Origin of the sequence: Clostridium sp. JN-1, from assembly GCF_003718715.1 — a bacterium.
Classification (GTDB): Bacteria; Bacillota; Clostridia; order Clostridiales; family Clostridiaceae; genus Clostridium_AV.
On record NZ_CP033465.1, the window covers coordinates 414,320 to 433,135 of the forward strand.

Consider the following 18,816-nt stretch of genomic DNA (forward strand, 5'->3'; position numbering starts at 1 on the left):
ATATGAATGATATAGTAACAACAAAAGAAATGTTAGAAAAAGCCCAAAGAGAAAATTATGCTGTACCAGCATTTAATATACACAATCTTGAAACCATGCAGGTAGTTGTTGAAACTGCAGCTGAAATGAAGTCGCCAGTAATAGCTGCAGGAACTCCAGGGACAATAGAATATGCTGGAGGGGATTATCTAGTTGCTATTGCAGGAACAGCATCTAAAAAGTATGATATTCCAATTGCACTGCATTTAGATCATTTTGAAGATATAGATAAAATAAAGGAATATGTGGATACTGGATTTACTTCAGCAATGATAGATGCTTCAAAAGAGGATTTTGAAAATAATATAAGTAAAGTTAAAAAAGTAGTAGAATACGCCCACGCTAAGGGAAGTGTTGTAGAAGCAGAACTTGGAAAATTAGGCGGAGTAGAAGATAACTTAGTTGTTAATGAAAAAGATGCTATGTATACAAATCCTGATTCAGCTAAAGAATTTGTAGAGAGAACAGGAATAGATTCTTTAGCAGTAGCTATAGGTACTGCTCATGGTCTATATAAAGGAAAACCAAAACTAGATTTTGATAGATTAAAAGAAATAAGGGCAAAAGTAGATATTCCTCTAGTATTACATGGAGCATCAGATGTGCCGGAAGATTTAGTAAAGAAAGCTATAAAGTTTGGAATATGTAAAGTTAATATAGCAACAGATTTAAAGATACCATTTTCCAATGCTGTAAAGCAGTACTTTAAAGAAAATCCAGATGCAAATGATCCAAGAAAGTATATGACACCAGGAAAAGAAGCTATGAAAAAAGTAGTAATTGCTAAGATAAAAATGTGCGGAAGTCAAAACAAAGCATGATTACAGTTATAAATTTAAATGCATCTGTATATTTACTTGACGTACAAATATGTAAATGTTAAGATACAATTGGAATTTATAGGAGGTAAAGTGTAATGGATAAAATTGCAAGCTTCACAGTTAATCATCTAAAATTACAGCCGGGAGTTTATGTTTCGAGAAAAGATAAACTTGGAGAAGTGGTCTTAACTACATTTGATATAAGAATGACTAAGCCTAATTCTGAACCCGTTATGAACACTGCTGAGGTACATACTATTGAACATTTAGGAGCAACTTTTTTAAGAAATAACAGCGCTTATGGGCCTAAAACAGTGTATTTTGGACCAATGGGATGTAGAACAGGATTTTATTTGATTTTAAGTGGAGATTATGAATCTAAGGATATTGTAGACTTGCTTAAGGATATGTACAAATTCATTTCTGAATTTGAAGGAGATGTACCTGGTGCTGCCCCACGAGATTGTGGAAACTATCTAGATATGAATCTCCCTATGGCAAAGTATCTGGCAAACAAATTTTTAAATGAAGTTTTGTTGAATATTTCTGATAAAAATCTAAATTATCCACAGTAGTATTTCAATTAAATAATATAGTATAAATTAACCCCGATCATAAGTATATGACCGGGATAATTTTATTTTCACAACTTTTAAGCATATGTGATTAATGCTATAATAGTCATTATGTTAATTCAAAATCATTAAAAAGGAAGAATTTAAAGTAATGAGACGATTAAAACAAATGAAACGTTGGGAAATAAATCTATATATTGTTTGGTTTTCACAAGTCCTATCTTTGATGAGTTTTAACTTTGGTATGCCTTTTTTACCATTTTATATACAGCAGCTTGGAATTACAAGTGCAAATAGCGTTAAATTTTATTCTGGTATTTTAAATGCAGCACCAGCTATAACTATGGCAATCATGTCTCCTATTTGGGGCATTGTCTCAGATAAATATGGTAGAAAGCTCATGTTAATAAGGGCCATGCTTTTTGCTTCGTTTACAATCGGAGCAATGGGTATAATTACTAATGTAAATCAATTGATTATCTTAAGACTTTTACAGGGGGTATTTACAGGAACTGTTACAGCAGCTCAAATTTTAATAGCAGCCAATACACCTAAAGATAGAATTTCCTATGCACTAGGTTTTCTATCTTCTTCAACGTTTATTGGACAATGCATTGGACCGGTAATTGGCGGTGTAATAGCAGAATGTGTTGGATATCGTGTAAGCTTTGCAATTGGCGGTATCTTAATGTTCCTCGACTTTTTACTAGTTTTATTTTTGGTAAAGGAAGAAAAAAGTACAGACATTAAGGATACTCAAGTGCAAACAAAAAATAAGGATACCTCAATTATTTCTGTTTTTACAACTGCAACTGTTTCAATGCTATTTATTATCTTATTTATAAGAATAGGCCGCAGTATATTTAGTCCGTATATTCCAATATTCGTACAAGAAGTTAGGACTATAGCTAGTGGAGCAGCAGGTATAACAGGTGTAATAAATGGAGTTTTAGCATTAATGACAGCTATGGCTGGATTAACTTTAAGCAGACTTGGTGATAAATATGACAAAATGAAATTACTTATAATATATTTGACACTAGGTGCAGTAATTTCAGTACCATTAATTTGGATAAGTAAATTGTGGCTATTTACATTTGTGCTTGGAATTGTATTCTTTATAACAGGAGGAGTTGAACCTATTATAATGTCTATTACAACAGAAGATACACCTGTGGATAAAAGAGGGGTATTATTTGGTGTGCAGGGAACTGTAGGAAGTATTGGTTTTGCAGCAGCACCTTTACTTGGAGGAGTAATTTCAATAAAATACTCTACAAGAGCGATTTTAATATGTATACCTTTATTTTTAGTTATTTCAGCTTTAGTTGTTTTAGGCGTGATAATTCATAGGATTAAACAGAATACTAATTTAAAATTAGATTTAAGGAGTATATTTAAGTTATAGAGGACAGGAGACATATGATGTTAAATAAGTCTTAACTTCAGGCTCCATTTTGCATATAATGTAAGGTATAAATAATTATTTTAAGGGTGGTATTAATGTTCTCGTGTCCATATTATGATAACTACCTAAGGCAAAGACAGGCATCTTCACATATTAGATTACTCCATGCTTCTCCAAATTTAGCAGCAGTAGATGTATATGCAAATGGATCGCTAATTGCTAGAAATTTTAGATTTAAAAATTTTACGGAATATATGCCAATTTCTCCGGGAAATTATAGAATTAGAGTGTATCCAGCTGGTGCTTCAAATAATATTGTCTTGGATGCAAATGTAAGTATTGGACCAGATCAAATATTTACGATAGCAATAGTAGGGCTGCTTCCAAATATATCTTTAAAGTCTATATTAGATCCTAAAATGCCTATAATGAGAAATAATGTAATGTTAAGGTTTGCAAACTTAGCTCCTAATGTTTTAAAAACAGATTTAGCTTTTCAAGGTGGAAAAGTTATTTTCCCAGGTGTCAACTATCTTGGAGTAACAAATTATACTATGTTAAATCCAGAAACTTATAATTTTGAGTTAAGATTACCAAATACAAACAAAAGAATACTGCTAGTACCTAATGTTAGACTTAAGGGAAATAGATTTTATACTATGTATGCTGTAGGATTAGCAGAAGGAACTCCTGCATTACAAATGTTAATACCATTAGACGGAAACAGCTATATAAGATAACTTAAATATAGAGTTCCACAGTAAAAACCTAATTTACCCTCTGGAACTCTACATATGTTTGGAAAGTGGAGGTGTGTTAATGAGTTTACGATTTATATATGGAAGAGCCGGCAGCGGCAAGAGCTATTATTGTTTGAATGATATAAAAAAGAAAATTGATGAAGGATGTACTAATTCTTTAATTTTACTTGTACCTGAACAATTTTCATTTCAAGCAGAAAAAAATCTTATAAATACTATAGGTGAAAAGGGGATGTTTAAGGCTCAAGTTATGAGCTTTAGAAGTATGGCATATAAGGTTTTAAGTGAAGTTGGAGGAATTACTCTTGAACATGTAAATGCAGCAGGTAAGAATATGCTCATATATAGGATAATGGATGAAAATTCATCTAATCTTAAAACTTTTGCAAAATCAGCAAGGAGACAAGGATTTGTAAGTATGATTTCTGATATCATAACTGAATTAAAAAGGTATGATGTAAGTCCTCAATTGCTTCAAAGTACACTTGAAGAAGTTGAAGATGAAAATTTAAAAGATAAAATTTATGACATAAGTTTAATTTTTTCTGAATTTGAAGATAGGTTACATAAACAGTATATAGATGCAGAAGATGACCTCACAATACTCGCAAAAAACTTGCCAAAATCACATTTATTTGATGAAAGTGAAATTTGGGTAGATGAGTTTATAAGTTTTACCCCTCAAGAATATAATGTTTTGAATAAGTTACTGCTTAAAGCTAAGCGATTAAATGTAACAGTATGTACAAATTCTTTAAATGAAAAGGGTACTATTGAAGATACGGATTTATTTTTGCCTACTAAAACTACTGAAACAAAACTTTTGCAAATAGCTAATGATAATAATATAAAATATGATAAACCAATAGCTCTAAATTGTAATCCATGTTACAGATTTAAAAAAAGTTTGGAAATACAGCATTTAGAGAAATACTTATTTTCATTTCCATATAAAAAATACAGTGGGAAAAATTCAAATATAGGTATTTTAAGAGCTTTAAATAAATACACGGAAATAAAGGAAACTGCAAAAGATATAATAAGGATATGTAGGGACAAGGGTTTTAGATTTAAAGATATTGCAGTTATAAGCGGTGATTTGGATGGATATGAAGCTTTAATTAGGGCTGTTTTCTCAGAATATAATATACCATTTTTTATAGATAAAAAGAGGAAAATATTTAATAATCCCATAATAGTTTTTGTAATTTCAGCAGTGGAGATAATAGCAAAAAATTGGTCTTACGAATCAGTATTTAAATACTTAAAGACAGGATTTTTAGATATAAGTACGGACGAAATAGATATTATTGAAAACTATGTACTGTCAAATGGTATAAGCGGAAGCAAGTGGATTAATGAAGATGATTGGAAATTTAACATAAATTATAGTATTGAAAATAAAGATGTCAGCGGCTATGAAAAAGAAATGCTGAGTAAAATAAATGACATTAGAAATAGAATAAGAAGACCTCTTTTAAAATTATCTAAAAGTATTAAAGGAAAAAAGACAGCACGTCAAATTTGTGAAGGAATTTACAATTTTCTCTGTGATATAGATTTTGTAAAAAAAATTGAAAATATAATGAATGACTTTAGAGAATGCGGTGAACTTGATAGGGTAAATGAGTATAATCAAATATGGAATATTATAATAGAACTTTTAGACCAAATAGTTGAAACTATAGGTGATGAATCTTTTACTGTTTCAGAATTTTACCAAATACTAGCTGCTGGATTTGAAGAATACGAGATAGGAGTTATACCACCAGCTTTAGATCAAGTGCTGGTTGGAAGTGTAACTAGAATTAAGAGCCATGATGTAAATGCTCTTTACATAGTTGGAGTAAATGATGGTGTGTTTCCAGCTCCACTGCCTGATGAAGGTATGTTATCTGATAAGGATAGGGAAAATTTAAATGATCATGGTGTAGAAATATCTAAGAGTACTAGAAATAGAGTATTTGAAGAACAATTTTTGATTTACAGCACTTTGACAATTGTAAGTAAGTATTTGAAGCTGAGTTATGTTGTTTCAGATGAGGATGGAAAAGGCAAAAGACCTTCAGTTGTTATATCTAGAATGAAAAAGCTATTTCCAAATTTAAATGAGCAAAATATTGTAATTGGAAGAAATGATGATAATTCTAATATCGACAGTATTACAGGACCAAATGCAGTATTCAATGAGCTCATAAGTAATATAAGAAAACATTCAGATGGAGAATATATGAATGGATTGTGGCTGGATGTCTACAGGTGGTATAAGTTAAATGATGACTGGAATGAAAAATTAGATAAGGTTTTAAAAGGGTTTTACTATACTAATGAAGTTGAAATCAATGACACTAGCAAGGTTAGAAAATTATATGGAAGACATTTAAATATGAGTATTTCAAGACTTGAAAAGTTTGTACAATGTCCATTTGCGTATTTCATGCAGTATGGATTAAAAGCAAAGGAAAGAAAAGTTTATAAGTTGACTCCACCTGACTTTGGAAGTTTTATACACAATATGTTGAAGCTATTTTCAGATAAAGTAAGTGAGGAAAATCTTTCATGGAGTAACTTGGATGAAGAATGGTGTAAAGATCAGATAACTTCAATAGTTGATGAAACTTTAGAAAATGTACCGGGTTCAATATTTAACAGCTCAAAGAGATATAAATATGAAACAAATAAAGTGAAAAGAATACTTATAACATCTATATGGCTTATAACAAAGCATATGAAAAAAAGTGATTTTAAACCTTTAGGTTATGAAGTTGATTTTAAGAATAATGGCAAGTTTCCACCTATATCTATAGAACTTCATTCAGGTGAGACTGTTACCTTGACAGGTAGAATAGATAGATTAGATGGAATGAGTGAAGAATCAGAAACTTATCTTAGAATAGTAGATTATAAATCTGGCATTAAGGAATTTAAGTTATCAGATGTATATTATGGACTGCAGATGCAGCTTTTAATATATTTGGATGCCATTTTAACAGAGTTTGAAAAGATGTGTGATGGTACTTGCATTCCGGGCGGTATATTATATTTTAAATTGGATGATCCAATTATAAAAGTTGAGCCGAATATAAGTGATGAAGATATAGAAGAACGAATAATGAAAGCTCTTAGGATGAATGGACTTATTTTAAACGATCCTGAGGTAGTAAAAAGGATGGATAATAGTATAAATAAGAGTTCAGACGTAATACCTGTAACTGTGAAAAAAGATGGGAGTATATCAAATTCTCTATCTTCAGTAGCTACATTAGAGCAATTTAATATTTTAAGAAAGTATATACGGGATACAATAGCTGAGCTTTGTGAGCAAATATTAGAGGGAAATATAAACATAAGTCCATGTAAGAATAAGAGAAATACAGCATGTAATTATTGTATTTACTCTTTTATATGTCAATTTGATACCCTTATGAAAGGCAATAAATATAGAAATATGAAAGAAAAGTCAGATCAAGAAGTGTGGAACGAATTACAGAACAGGTATGATAAAGAGGAGTAGTAATGTTTTTTTACTGCTCCTCTCCATTATATTGGAGGTGATAGGGAAAATTAAAAAACTAACTTGAACATCTATATGATTTGAAAAATTCATGTTATATATTTATTATATGAAATATTAAAATATCTGTGCATGATTTATAAAACATTTTTTAATTAAATTAGTTTGTCGTTATTTAATAAGCTGTGCCAATCTAGGTATATACCGTTAAATTCACTTTTTAAGTCTGTGATTAATATAGTGATAATTAAGGAGGGAGTTTTAAATTTACTAGATTGGAGGATTCATACATGGAAAACATCAATTTAGACGATTGTAAATACTTGGGACATGGAGAAAATGGAAAAGTTTATTTAATGCCTAATGGAAAAGCAATCAAAATATGTAAGAATGAAGAGGTTTGTAAGGAAGAATATGAAGTACTTAAAATAGCAAAAAAGAAGAAAAGTCATTATTTCCCTAAAATATATAAAAGAGATGGAAATATAATGATAAGAGAATATGTGGATGGAAAAAACTTGAGGGAATATATTAAAAAGAATGGCTTAAGTAAAAAATTAGCTGTTAATTTAATTAAGATGATTGAAGAATTTAAAAAATTAGGCTTTAAAAGATTAGATATGAGAGGGGCACATATATATGTCGTTAAAAATGAAAAAGTAAAGGTTATAGATCCCTCAATGCAGCTTATAAAAGAAGTAAAATATCCTAGAAGAATGCTTAAGGATTTAAAAAAACTAGAAGTACAAAAAAAGTTTTATAGAGTTTTAAAGAAAAAGAGACCAAAGTTATATCATGATTGGAGGAAACTTGAAAAGCGTAATAACTGAGGCTAGGTATACTGCAAGATGTAACTTTGAGTTACATCTTGTCTATTTAATTACTTATTTAATTCTTTTAGCTGATGTATAATTTCCAAGTACTGATATTTTTACAACATCTCCTGTGTGAGGAGCCTGTATGAATTTATTATCTCCTATATACATCCCAACGTGATAAGCTGGTTTCCCAAAGAACACTAAATCTCCAGGTAAAAGAGATTCTCTATTTGGAACATCTGTTCCAAAGTTTTGCTGGTCCTGTGATAACCTTGGTATTTGTATACCAAAATGTGAGCAAACATATTGAACGAATCCTGAACAATCAAATCCAGGGTTAGGAGAAGTACCGCCCCATACATATTTTATACCTAAAAATTTAAAAGCATAGTTTACCATAGGGTCACTGCTAATTACGGCATTTAAACCTTTTAAATCATCATCGTTTAATTGACTTAAAATAGCATTCTCTGAACTTTTTTGCTCATTTAATAATGATATTTTCTTATTTGCATCTTCTTTTAGTTTTTCAACATCTTTCTTATCCTTTTTTAGTTTTTTACTCTTAAGCTCTATATCTTGTTTATTATGTTTTAAACTTTCAAGAGTATTTTTATCAAAACGAAGTATACTTTTAACAGCAGCTGCTTTATCTGAAAAATCAATTAAATTTTTAGATGATAATATAAGCTCAAGGTAACCTTGACCCATACCATTCATATACACAGCTCTCATTCTTTGTTTTGATGTATCATTTAATTTTTGCATTTGACTTGATACATTTTTAAGATCTGTTTCATTTTTAGATATATCTGTTTCAAGTGATTTTATTTTGGCGTTATATGTATTTAAATCTAAAATATTTTTTTCTATATCATTATCTATAATTTCTATTTTTTTTTCTAGTTCATCTTCTACATTTGCATTTGTATTTGGAGTAATTGGCGGCGAAACTTGAGTTGAAGCTGGGTAAGCCGTAACATTTCCAGCAGAGGTTATATTAATTAGTAATCCCAATAGTAAAAAACTTGTTATAAACTTCTTTCTAAACATTTTAAAATTTAGGCAATAGTATTAAATTTTGCCCACTCACATCCTTCCATATAAATATATACATTTATATTATAGACATATTTTTATTATATCTTATTTTTATGATATATTTTTTTGAATTTTTAATTTATAATGTATTGTAATAGGCTGTCAAAAAATAAACTTAGCTGTGTAAAATATGTATATTTTTATATTTGAATTGCGGCGACATAGATAAGGAAAATTTAAATTATAATAAGCAGAGACGTTAAGACTTATAGTTACATATAATAAATATATAGTTAACTATAAAATAAATTTTAGATGGTTTAAACATATCTCCCTAAATATAAACTAAAAAATAAATTTGCATATTATAAATATTTATATTAAAATATAGTTGGGTATTGTTTCATATAATTACATTAAATGACAAAATGAAGATAAAGTGTAAATTTTAAAATTAGTAATATAGTAATATATATGATAAATTTAATTATAAAGGTAATATAGTAAATTTTCTAGAACAAATTTGTTTTGTACTAGAAAATTTACATAAAATATTTTATAATAATCTAACTTTAAATAATAAATGTAATTGAGGGGATATATATATATGTCATCATTAGAAGATAAGTATAATCAGTTAAAGAGAGATTATGAAAGCTATCAAAGAGTAGCTGAGGAAACTATGCAGAAACAAAGCTGCATGATAACTGAATTAGACAAAAAGCTGAATATGTTATCTCTCATAGTGGAGATAAGTGGGTATATAAATCAATATCTTGGAAGTAATAAACTGTTATTTACTATAAATGATATAATGATAGGAATACTAGGGGTAACTTATTCAAGTGTGTATCTTTATAAAAATAATAAATTAGAATTAATGGTTTCTAATTTAAATAATACAAATCATCATTTCATGATCAAAAATTTTAATGAAAACAAAGGTAAATTGAGTATTTCATTAATTAATTCACGTGATAATATTTCAGAAGATGAAGATATAAAAATACATTCTTGCATATGTATGCCTGTATATTTAAAAGAATCGGTTTTAGGGGCAATTGTAGTAGAACACAATATGTATAATTATTTAACGAATGAACATGTTAAACTCTTAACGACATTGAGTAATCAACTGGCAATATGTATTGAAAACAATAAGCTGTATAAGCAAGTTAAAGAGGATTCTGAAAAGGATTTTTTAACAACATTGTATAATAGAAGTTATTTTTTCTCTGTATTAAACAAGAAGCTGTTATCTGGTGAAAGAGACTTTTCAATAGTTATGGTAGATATAGATGATTTCAAAAGATGTAATGATACTTGCGGACATCAATTTGGTGACTTAGTTTTAAAAAGTATATGTAAAATTATAAGCAGTAATATTAGAAAACAGGATATAATTGCAAGGTATGGTGGAGAAGAAATAATAATTTATTTGCATAAAGTTAACAATGCAGAATATGTTTATAGTAGAATGGAGTCTGTAAGAAGAGCTATAGAAAGCACTGCGATAAGATACGAAAATATGGATTACAAGATAACGGTATCTATAGGAATTAGCATATCTAGGGATGATGATAAGGATTTAAATGAAATTATTGAAAGGGCAGATGTCAACTTATATAAAGCTAAAAACTTAGGTAAAAATAAAGTTGTGTATTAAATAAAATTGTGAAGTTTATAATTAATTTGTTCTTGTTGTAAACTTCACAATTTTTATATTATAGTAGTAAAATGAAATTGGGTGATTTTATGAGTACAAATTGGACTTATGAACAAAAACAAGCTATTTATACTAGAAACTGCAATTTATTAGTAGCTGCAGGGGCTGGAGCAGGAAAAACTGCTGTCTTAGTCAAAAGGATAATAGAGAAAATAACAGATGATAAAGACAGTACAGACATAGATAAACTTCTAGTAGTGACGTTTACTAATGCAGCTGCATCTGAAATGAAAGAGAGGATAGCAGATGCGATATCTAAGGAATTAGAAGAAAATCCTGAATCTAAAAAATTTCAAAAGCAGCTTGTACTTTTAAATAAGGCAAATATAATGACAATACATTCATTTTGTCTTAAAGTTATAAGAGATAATTTTCACGCTGTAGATTTAGATCCTAACTTTAGGGTATGCGATGATACAGAAGCAGTACTACTCAAGCAAGAAGCTGTAGATGAAATAACTGAAGAAATGTATGACAGCGATAATGGGGAATTCTTAAAACTCTTAGAATGTTATGGTAGAAAGAGTGATTTAAATATACAAAATCTCATTTTAGATTTGCATAGATTTTCTACAAGTAATCCTTATCCTAAAAAGTGGCTTTTACAAATGGCAGAGGAATTTAATGTTGATGAAAATTTCGATTTTGGAATGTCTAAATGGGCACAAATTCTAATTGAACATATAAAGTTTGAGGTACATGCATGTAATAATAAATTAAAGCAGGCAGTTGAAATAGTTAAAAATGCAGTGGGAATAGATTATTATATAAATCCACTTGAAAATGATATAAACTATATGGAAGTTATACTTAATTGTAATGATTGGAACTCCATGAATACTGTATTTAAAGACTTGTCTTTTGATAAGTTACCTGCAAAGAGAAATAAGGATGCAGATAGAGAAGCTAAAGAAGAAGCCAAAAAGATAAGAGATGATGTAAAAAAGAAAATCTTACAGATAAAAGATGATATATTCTCAGAAAATTTAAATATAGCAAGTGATATTAAACAAGTATATATTTTATTAAAATCTTTAATTGATATGGTTATAGCATTTGATGAAAGATATAGTATTAAAAAAAGGGAAAGAGGAGTTATAGATTTTAATGATATAGAACATTTTTGCTTGGAAATACTTACAGAAAATAATGATGGTAAAATAGTTCCTTCTAAAGCAGCTTTAGGATATAGGGATGCTTTTGAAGAAATACTCATAGATGAGTATCAAGACAGCAATGAAGTTCAAGAAGTTATAATGAATTCTATAGCTAAAAAGGCTCCTTCACCAAATATGTTTATGGTCGGTGATGTAAAGCAGAGCATATATAAATTTAGAAAAGCTAAACCTGAATTGTTTCTCGAAAAATACAATACATATTCTGAAGAGGACGGCAGTAAAAATAGAAAAGTAAAGCTATTTAAGAACTTTAGAAGCAGACAGGAAATAATAGATGGTGTCAATTATATATTTAAACAAGTAATGTCTAAAAAGGTTGGGGAAATTGATTATAATGATTCTGAATTCCTTGAATGCGGTGCTGATTTTAAAGAAAGTCAAAGTGATATATCAATTGAGCTTAACTTGATAGATAAAAAAGAGTTAAAACGACCTCAAGGTAAATTTGATAAGTTTATACCAAATGATGAAGATGAAGAAAACCCAGATAACATTCAGGTAGAAGCAAGGTTAGTTGCAAAAAAGATAAATGAGATTGTGAATGAAGACAATGATTTTATGATTTACGATAAAAGTACAGATGATTACAGGCATGTTGAGTATAAAGATATTGTTATACTTCTGCGTGCAACATCAAATTGGGCTCCAGTATATGTTGAAGAACTAATGAATCAAGGTATACCAGTATTTGCAGATACAGCTGTAGGATATTTTGATGCTGCGGAAATAAAGACTATTATGTGTTTACTAAAAATAATAGATAATCCTATGCAAGATATACCACTTTTAGCTGTATTAAGGTCTCCAATAGAGTCATTTGAACCAGAAGAGCTTATAGATATAAGAATGGTAAATAGTGAGATAACTTTTTATAGTGCAATGAAGATTATAGATAAATACTTTGAATATAATCCTCAGAATAACGGTGAAAATATTATAGAATATAAACTAGACCATATAAGTCAAGAACTCAAGTTAAAGGTATCTACATTTTTAAAGAGATTGGACACTTGGAGAAGCAAATCTTTACATATGGATTTAAACAGTTTTATATGGTACTTGTATACTGAAACAGGTTATTATGGTTTTGTTGGTGCTATGCCAGGTGGAAATCAAAGGCAGGCAAATTTGAGAATGCTATTTAATAAGGCTGTGCAATATGAAAATACTAGTTATAAAGGATTGTTTAACTTTATAAACTTTATAGATAAGATTAAAAATAGCAGCGGAGATATGGGAAGTGCCAAAATACTAGGAGAAAATGAAAATGTAATTAGAATTATGAGTATACATAAAAGTAAAGGACTTGAATTCCCAGTCGTTATACTCTCTGGAACAGGTAAAAACTTCAACTTCATGGATATGAACAGGAGTATATTATTTCACAGCGAGCTTGGATTTGGAGCTGATTTTGTCGATCCTAAAAGGAGAATAAGTTATCCTACTTTACCTAAACAAATAATAAAGAGAAAGATAAAAGTTGAAACTTTATCTGAGGAAATGAGAATATTATATGTAGCATTTACTAGGGCAAAGGAAAAGTTAATTTTAACTGGTATGGTAAATGATACTCAAAAGACGTGCCAAAAGTGGTGTGAAGGTTCTAAATCCAGTCAACATAAAATACCAGAGTACTATACGATAAGTGCAAGAAGTTATCTTGACTGGATAGGAGCAGCACTAGCAAGACACAGAGATGGGAGTATAATAAGACAAATTGGAAATCTCACGACTTCAAAGTATATTGTAGAAGATAAGTCTAAGTGGAAGGTTAACTTGTATAATAAATCTGACTTTAAAAAGAATTTGGATAACCAAAATGATGAAAAAAATATAGTTGAGTATATAGATAATATAGACTTAAGTTCGGATATCAGTAAGTTTAGTAAAGAAGTTTATAGAAGGCTTAATTGGAAGTATAAGTATGAAGGGGCTCAGAATATAAGCGCTAAGATGTCAGTATCGGAACTTAAAAGAAAGTTTTTGCTTGTTCAAGATGACGATAGTAAATTGCTGTTTGATAATATATCATTGAATACGCCTAGGTTTTTACAAAAAACTAGAAACATATCAAGTGCTGAAAGAGGAACGATTGTACATCTTGTTATGCAAAAACTAAATTTAAAAAAGGTATGTACTTATGAGGAAATAAGTGATCAAATTGAAGGCTTAGTTACTAGAGGATTTATAACAAAAGAAGAAGCAGAGTGTGCAGATGCTAAAAAAATACTAAACTTCTTTAATTCAAGTCTTGGAAAAAGAATGTTAAATTCAAATAGTGTATATAGGGAGAAACCCTTTATTATAAACTTAAGCAGCACAGAGATATATAGGGATTTACCTAAAGATCTATATGAAAATGAAAAAATATTGATTCAAGGAATTATAGATTGCTATTTTGAAGAAGACGATGATCTGGTTTTAATAGATTATAAAACTGATTATGCTAAAGATATACAGGAAATTAAACAAAAATATAAATTTCAGTTAGAATATTACTCTAAGGCTTTAGAAAAGATAACTCAAAAAAAGGTTAAAAATAAATATTTATATTTGTTTTCAAATAATACAGCTGTTGAAATTTAAAATTTATGTGTATATAATGATAATATAAATTGAATAATAATGATTGTGGGGGTGCCCTAGCGGCTGAGAGGAAACTTTTTCTAACCCTTTGAACCTGATCCAGTTAATATTGGCGTAGGGAAGCAGTAATAAAGAAATCTAAATGCATTGCTTTTCGGCAGTGCATTTTATTTTTATAAAAATTTATTATTAATCTATTTCATTTAATGAGAGGTGTATAATATGAAAAAAGTATTGACTATTGCAGGTTCTGATAGCTGTGGGGGTGCAGGAATACAAGCTGATTTAAAGACTATGAGTGCTCTTGGTGTATATGGTATGAGTGTTATAACTGCGATAACTGCACAAAATACAGTTGGGGTTCAAAAATCTATGGATGTTAGCCCTGAAATGGTTGAAGCTCAAATTAAGTCTATATTTGATGATATAAAAGTCGATGCTGTTAAAATAGGAATGGTTTCAAATAGTAAAACTGTAAAAGCTATAAAGGAACTTTTAATAAAGTATAAGGCTAAAAATATAGTGGTTGACCCTGTTATGGTGTCTAAAAGTGGATATCATTTGCTTAAGGTTGAAGCAGAAGAATCTTTAAAGGAGCTTATTCAAATTGCTGATTTAGTTACTCCAAATATACCTGAAGCAGAGGTTTTATCCAAAATGAAAATAAAAAACGAAGAAGATATGAAAGAAGCAGCAAAGAGAATAAGTAAGTTAGGAGTAAAAAATGTACTTATTAAAGGTGGACACAGGCTTAATGATGCAAATGATATATTATTAAGCGATAATTATTTTATTAGGATAGTTGGCAGACGAATTGATACAAAAAATACACATGGTACTGGATGTACATTATCTTCTGCTGCAGCTTCGTTTTTAAGCCGCGGTTTAAGTGTATCAGAATCTGTTAGACTTTCTAAGGAGTACATAACTAAAGCTATAGAAAATTCTTTTCCTATTGGGAATGGGGTTGGACCTGTTGGCCACTTTGTAGAATTGTATAAATTAGCAGGTATAAAATTTTAAACAATATAAAAATAAATTTAAATTCATTTTGAGGGGGATATAGAATGTATAATGAAGGCATGATGAATAAGGTTTCTCAAGTATTAACTAAAATTAAAAAGAATGTTCCGCTTGTTGACTGTATTACTAATAGTGTAACTATAAATGATTGCGCAAATATATTACTTGCATTTGGAGGATCACCAGCCATGTGTGAAGCTTATGATGAGGTTTTTGATTTTGTAAAAATTTCATCAGCACTTTATATAAACTTGGGAACACTTAATAAGGAACAAGAAGCAGCTGTGATTTTAGCAAGTACTTCTGCAAAAATAAATAACATTCCAGTAGTGCTTGATCCAGTAGCATGTGGAGCAATTCCCAGAAAAATTTCTGTTATAAATAGAATTTTAGAAGTAGGGCATGTGGATGTAATAAAGGGAAACGCCGGGGAAATAAAATTTTTAGCAGGAATGGATGCAAAAGTTAGAGGTGTGGATTCATTAGATGATGGGAAAGGCGTATTGGAAGCTTGCATTAGTGTTGCAAACAAATATAAATGTGTAGCTGCAGCTACTGGAAAAGAAGACTATATTACAGATGGAACGCGAAGTGCTATTATTAAAAATGGTGTTGAAATGTTCACTAAGGTAACTGGATCTGGATGTATGCTTGGAGCACTTTGTGGTGCGGCTGCTGGATGTGAAGAAGATAAATTTTTATCATGTGCTGCAGCAATACTTTCCATGAATTTAGCAGGCGAAGCTGCTTATAAGGAAGCTAAGTTCCCTGGAAGTTTTAAAGTTAAGTTAATGGATCATATTTACAGCTTAACTGAAGATGATTTAAAGAAGGAAGGTAAAATTGAATGGAAGTAGATTATAGATTATATCTTGTAACGGATAGGAGTTTTTTAAATGGAATTGAGTTAAAAGATGCAGTCGAGCAAGCAATATTAGGTGGAACTACTTTAGTTCAAGTAAGAGAAAAAGATGCATCTACTAGAGAATTTTATAGAACAGCACTTCAGGTAAAATCTGTTACTGATTATTACAATGTACCTATAATAATAAATGACAGGATAGATATTGCTCAAGCTATTGATGCTGATGGAGTACATATTGGGCAAAGCGATATGCCTCTTAAAATAGCAAGAAAAATACTTGGAAAAGACAAAATCATAGGAATATCAGCAGGAAATGTAAAAGAAGCCGTAGAAGCAGAAAAAGGTGGAGCAGATTATGTTGGACTTGGAGCTGTATTTTATACAGGAACTAAAAAGGATATAGAAACTCCTATAGGAATAGATGGACTTAAAAAAATATGCAGCGAGATAACTATTCCATCTGTTGCAATTGGCGGTGTAAATGAGACAAACTATAGAGAAGTCTTAAAAACAGGGGTTACAGGAATATCTGTAGTGTCTGCAATACTTGCAAAAAAAGATATAAAAAAAGCCTCACAGAGTTTATTATAAAAACATAGGACAAAGGATAAAGGACAGAGGACAGAGAGAGAAGGAGGATTTTTCTCCGCTAAGCTTACGAAAAATCTTTAACTAAATTTTTGATAACTCGTTTCGCTGAAGCGAAACATTGCTAACTTATATAAAAGGTCACTTTTTTAATTATAATATTAAAGAGTGATTTTTTATATTTTAAAATAATTTATTCTGTATTACTTTACAAATTTAGCATACTAAAGTATAATAGTATCTATAATAAATTTATACTTTAGGGGGATAAAAAATGAAAAAGAAATTTATACTTGTAACTTTGACTTTATTTATTGTAAGTATATTATTTGCCGGATGTGGTTCAAATAAGCAGTCCAGCGATAATTCATGGAATGATATTAAGCAAAAAGGACAATTTGTAGTTGGATTAGATGATAGTTTTCCACCAATGGGATTTAAAGATGATAAAGGTCAAATTATTGGTTTTGATATTGATCTTGCAAAAGAAGCTGCAAAGAGAATGGGAGTAAAGGTTGTATTTAAGCCAGTTCAATGGGATGGAGTATTATTGAGCTTAAAAAATAAGGACATTGATGTTATTTGGAATGGACTTACAATTACCGATAAGAGAAAACAGCAAATAGCTTTTTCTAAACCTTATCTTGAAAACAAACAGATAATAATTGTAAAAAATGATTCTACTATTAAAAATAAAAAGGATTTAGCAGGTAAAAAGGTAGGACTTCAACTTGGAAGCAGCAGCGAAACTGCATTAAAAGCAGATAGTGCTGCACTTAAATCTTTAAAAGAAGTTAAAAAATACTCTAATAATACTGAAGCATTAATGGATTTAAAAGAAGGCCGTGTAGATGCTGTAGTTGCTGATGAAGTAGTTGCAAGATACTATATGACAAAAAGTAAGGATATATATAAAGTTTTAGATGATAACTTTGGTAAAGAAGAGTATGGTGTTGGAATAAGAAAAACTGATGCAAGTTTTAAAGCTGAACTTGATAAAACTTTAGATGCTATGAAAGCTGATGGTACTGCTGATAAAATAGCACAAAAGTGGTTTGGTAAGGCTATTATTGAAAAATAAATGAAGTTGGGAAGTGTTTTAGGTGTCTGATTTTACGGATATGATAACAATTATGTTAAATGGAGGTATAATATCTTTAAAATTATTTGGAATAGTAGCTGTACTATCTGCAGCAATAGGTATTTTTGTTGCTATAGGTAAGATTTCAAAAATTACTCCATTAAGGGTGATCTTAAGTTTTTATACATGGATTTTTAGGGGAACTCCCCTATTATTACAACTTTTCTTTATTTACTTTGGACTGCCTGCAGTTGGTATAAGGTTAGACCCTATGACAGCTTCTGTTATAGCTTTTACTATAAATTATGCTGCTTATCTTGCTGAAGTATTTAGGTCAGGTATTGAATCAATAGACAAGGGACAATTTGAGGCAGCTAAAGTTCTTGGTATGACTTATAGTCAAACTATGATAAAAATAATAATTCCACAAGCTGCTAGAAATGTTATTCCACCTGTTTGTAATGAGTCAACAAATCTTATAAAGGATACAGCTATGGTTGCAGCTATTGGAGTTGGTGACTTGCTTAGAGGTGCAAAAGAAGTTGTTATGGACAATTTTACAATAACACCTTTTATAGCAGCTGGTATTGTATATCTTGTTATTATATCTGTCTTGATTTTGATATTTAAAAAACTTGAAAATAAGTATGTTACATCTCAATTATAATATGCATAAAATGCGAAGCATTTTTTAGAGGATAGAGGACAAAGGACAGAGGACAATGAAGGTAAGTTTTCTTCCTTACGTCAGAAAACTAATTTATTTTTTAGGCTTGTTTTGCTAATGCAAAA

At 29.7% G+C, this 18,816-nt stretch carries 14 protein-coding genes and 1 riboswitch; of the genes, 13 read left to right on the top strand and 1 reads right to left on the bottom strand.

Annotated elements, in window-relative coordinates; all coding sequences use genetic code 11:
* Nucleotides 1-2: 2 nt before the first annotated feature.
* The 6 genes from EBB51_RS02025 to EBB51_RS02050 all read left to right on the top strand — a co-directional run bounded on the left by EBB51_RS02025 (nt 3) and on the right by EBB51_RS02050 (nt 7,948).
* On the top strand, nt 3-860 hold the full coding sequence (locus tag EBB51_RS02025; protein ID WP_123052911.1) for a tagatose bisphosphate family class II aldolase: 858 nt from the start codon (nt 3-5) through the stop codon (nt 858-860).
* 95 nt (nt 861-955) lie between these two features.
* Nucleotides 956-1,435 (top strand): S-ribosylhomocysteine lyase, encoded by a 480-nt coding sequence (locus tag EBB51_RS02030; protein WP_123052912.1) that lies wholly within the window; start codon nt 956-958, stop codon nt 1,433-1,435.
* Nucleotides 1,436-1,586: 151 nt separating this feature from the next.
* Nucleotides 1,587-2,843, top strand: coding sequence for an MFS transporter (locus EBB51_RS02035; protein ID WP_243103892.1), 1,257 nt, complete (start codon nt 1,587-1,589; stop codon nt 2,841-2,843).
* A 95-nt stretch (nt 2,844-2,938) separates the two neighbouring features.
* Complete coding sequence (locus EBB51_RS02040; RefSeq protein WP_123052913.1) at nt 2,939-3,583, top strand: DUF4397 domain-containing protein; 645 nt, start codon at nt 2,939-2,941, stop codon at nt 3,581-3,583.
* A gap of 79 nt (nt 3,584-3,662) precedes the next feature.
* Nucleotides 3,663-7,118, top strand: coding sequence for a helicase-exonuclease AddAB subunit AddB (addB, locus tag EBB51_RS02045; RefSeq protein WP_123052914.1), 3,456 nt, complete (start codon nt 3,663-3,665; stop codon nt 7,116-7,118).
* A gap of 290 nt (nt 7,119-7,408) precedes the next feature.
* Nucleotides 7,409-7,948 carry a serine/threonine protein kinase gene (locus tag EBB51_RS02050; protein ID WP_123052915.1) on the top strand — a complete coding sequence of 180 codons (540 nt, stop codon included), beginning with the start codon at nt 7,409-7,411 and terminating at the stop codon, nt 7,946-7,948.
* A gap of 54 nt (nt 7,949-8,002) precedes the next feature.
* Here EBB51_RS02050 and EBB51_RS02055 read toward each other — a convergent pair whose 3' ends face one another.
* Nucleotides 8,003-8,953 (bottom strand): C40 family peptidase, encoded by a 951-nt coding sequence (locus EBB51_RS02055; RefSeq protein WP_190285304.1) that lies wholly within the window; start codon nt 8,951-8,953, stop codon nt 8,003-8,005.
* Nucleotides 8,954-9,584: 631 nt separating this feature from the next.
* Between EBB51_RS02055 and EBB51_RS02060 the strand changes: the two genes are divergently transcribed.
* The 7 genes from EBB51_RS02060 (at nt 9,585) to EBB51_RS02090 (ending at nt 18,691) form a co-directional block, all read left to right on the top strand.
* Nucleotides 9,585-10,643: a sensor domain-containing diguanylate cyclase gene (locus EBB51_RS02060; protein ID WP_123052917.1), complete on the top strand. Its 1,059-nt coding sequence runs from the start codon at nt 9,585-9,587 to the stop codon at nt 10,641-10,643.
* Between the two features lie 89 nt (nt 10,644-10,732).
* Nucleotides 10,733-14,467 carry a helicase-exonuclease AddAB subunit AddA gene (gene addA / locus EBB51_RS02065; RefSeq protein ID WP_123052918.1) on the top strand — a complete coding sequence of 1,245 codons (3,735 nt, stop codon included), beginning with the start codon at nt 10,733-10,735 and terminating at the stop codon, nt 14,465-14,467.
* A 37-nt stretch (nt 14,468-14,504) separates the two neighbouring features.
* A riboswitch (TPP riboswitch) is annotated at nt 14,505-14,606 on the top strand.
* An 83-nt stretch (nt 14,607-14,689) separates the two neighbouring features.
* Nucleotides 14,690-15,490 carry a bifunctional hydroxymethylpyrimidine kinase/phosphomethylpyrimidine kinase gene (thiD, locus tag EBB51_RS02070; protein ID WP_123052919.1) on the top strand — a complete coding sequence of 267 codons (801 nt, stop codon included), beginning with the start codon at nt 14,690-14,692 and terminating at the stop codon, nt 15,488-15,490.
* 59 nt (nt 15,491-15,549) lie between these two features.
* Nucleotides 15,550-16,347, top strand: a complete 798-nt coding sequence (thiM, locus tag EBB51_RS02075; RefSeq protein ID WP_190285347.1) for a hydroxyethylthiazole kinase — start codon at nt 15,550-15,552, stop codon at nt 16,345-16,347.
* On the top strand, nt 16,338-16,946 hold the full coding sequence (thiE, locus tag EBB51_RS02080) for a thiamine phosphate synthase (protein WP_123052921.1): 609 nt from the start codon (nt 16,338-16,340) through the stop codon (nt 16,944-16,946). The genes thiM and thiE overlap by 10 nt, the downstream gene beginning before the upstream one ends.
* 271 nt (nt 16,947-17,217) lie before the next feature.
* Entirely contained in the window at nt 17,218-18,024 is an 807-nt protein-coding gene (locus EBB51_RS02085; protein ID WP_123052922.1) for an amino acid ABC transporter substrate-binding protein, read from the top strand.
* 22 nt (nt 18,025-18,046) lie between these two features.
* A complete protein-coding gene (locus EBB51_RS02090) occupies nt 18,047-18,691 on the top strand; it encodes an amino acid ABC transporter permease (protein WP_123052923.1) in 645 nt (214 codons plus the stop codon).
* The last annotated feature ends 125 nt before the right edge of the window (nt 18,692-18,816 follow it).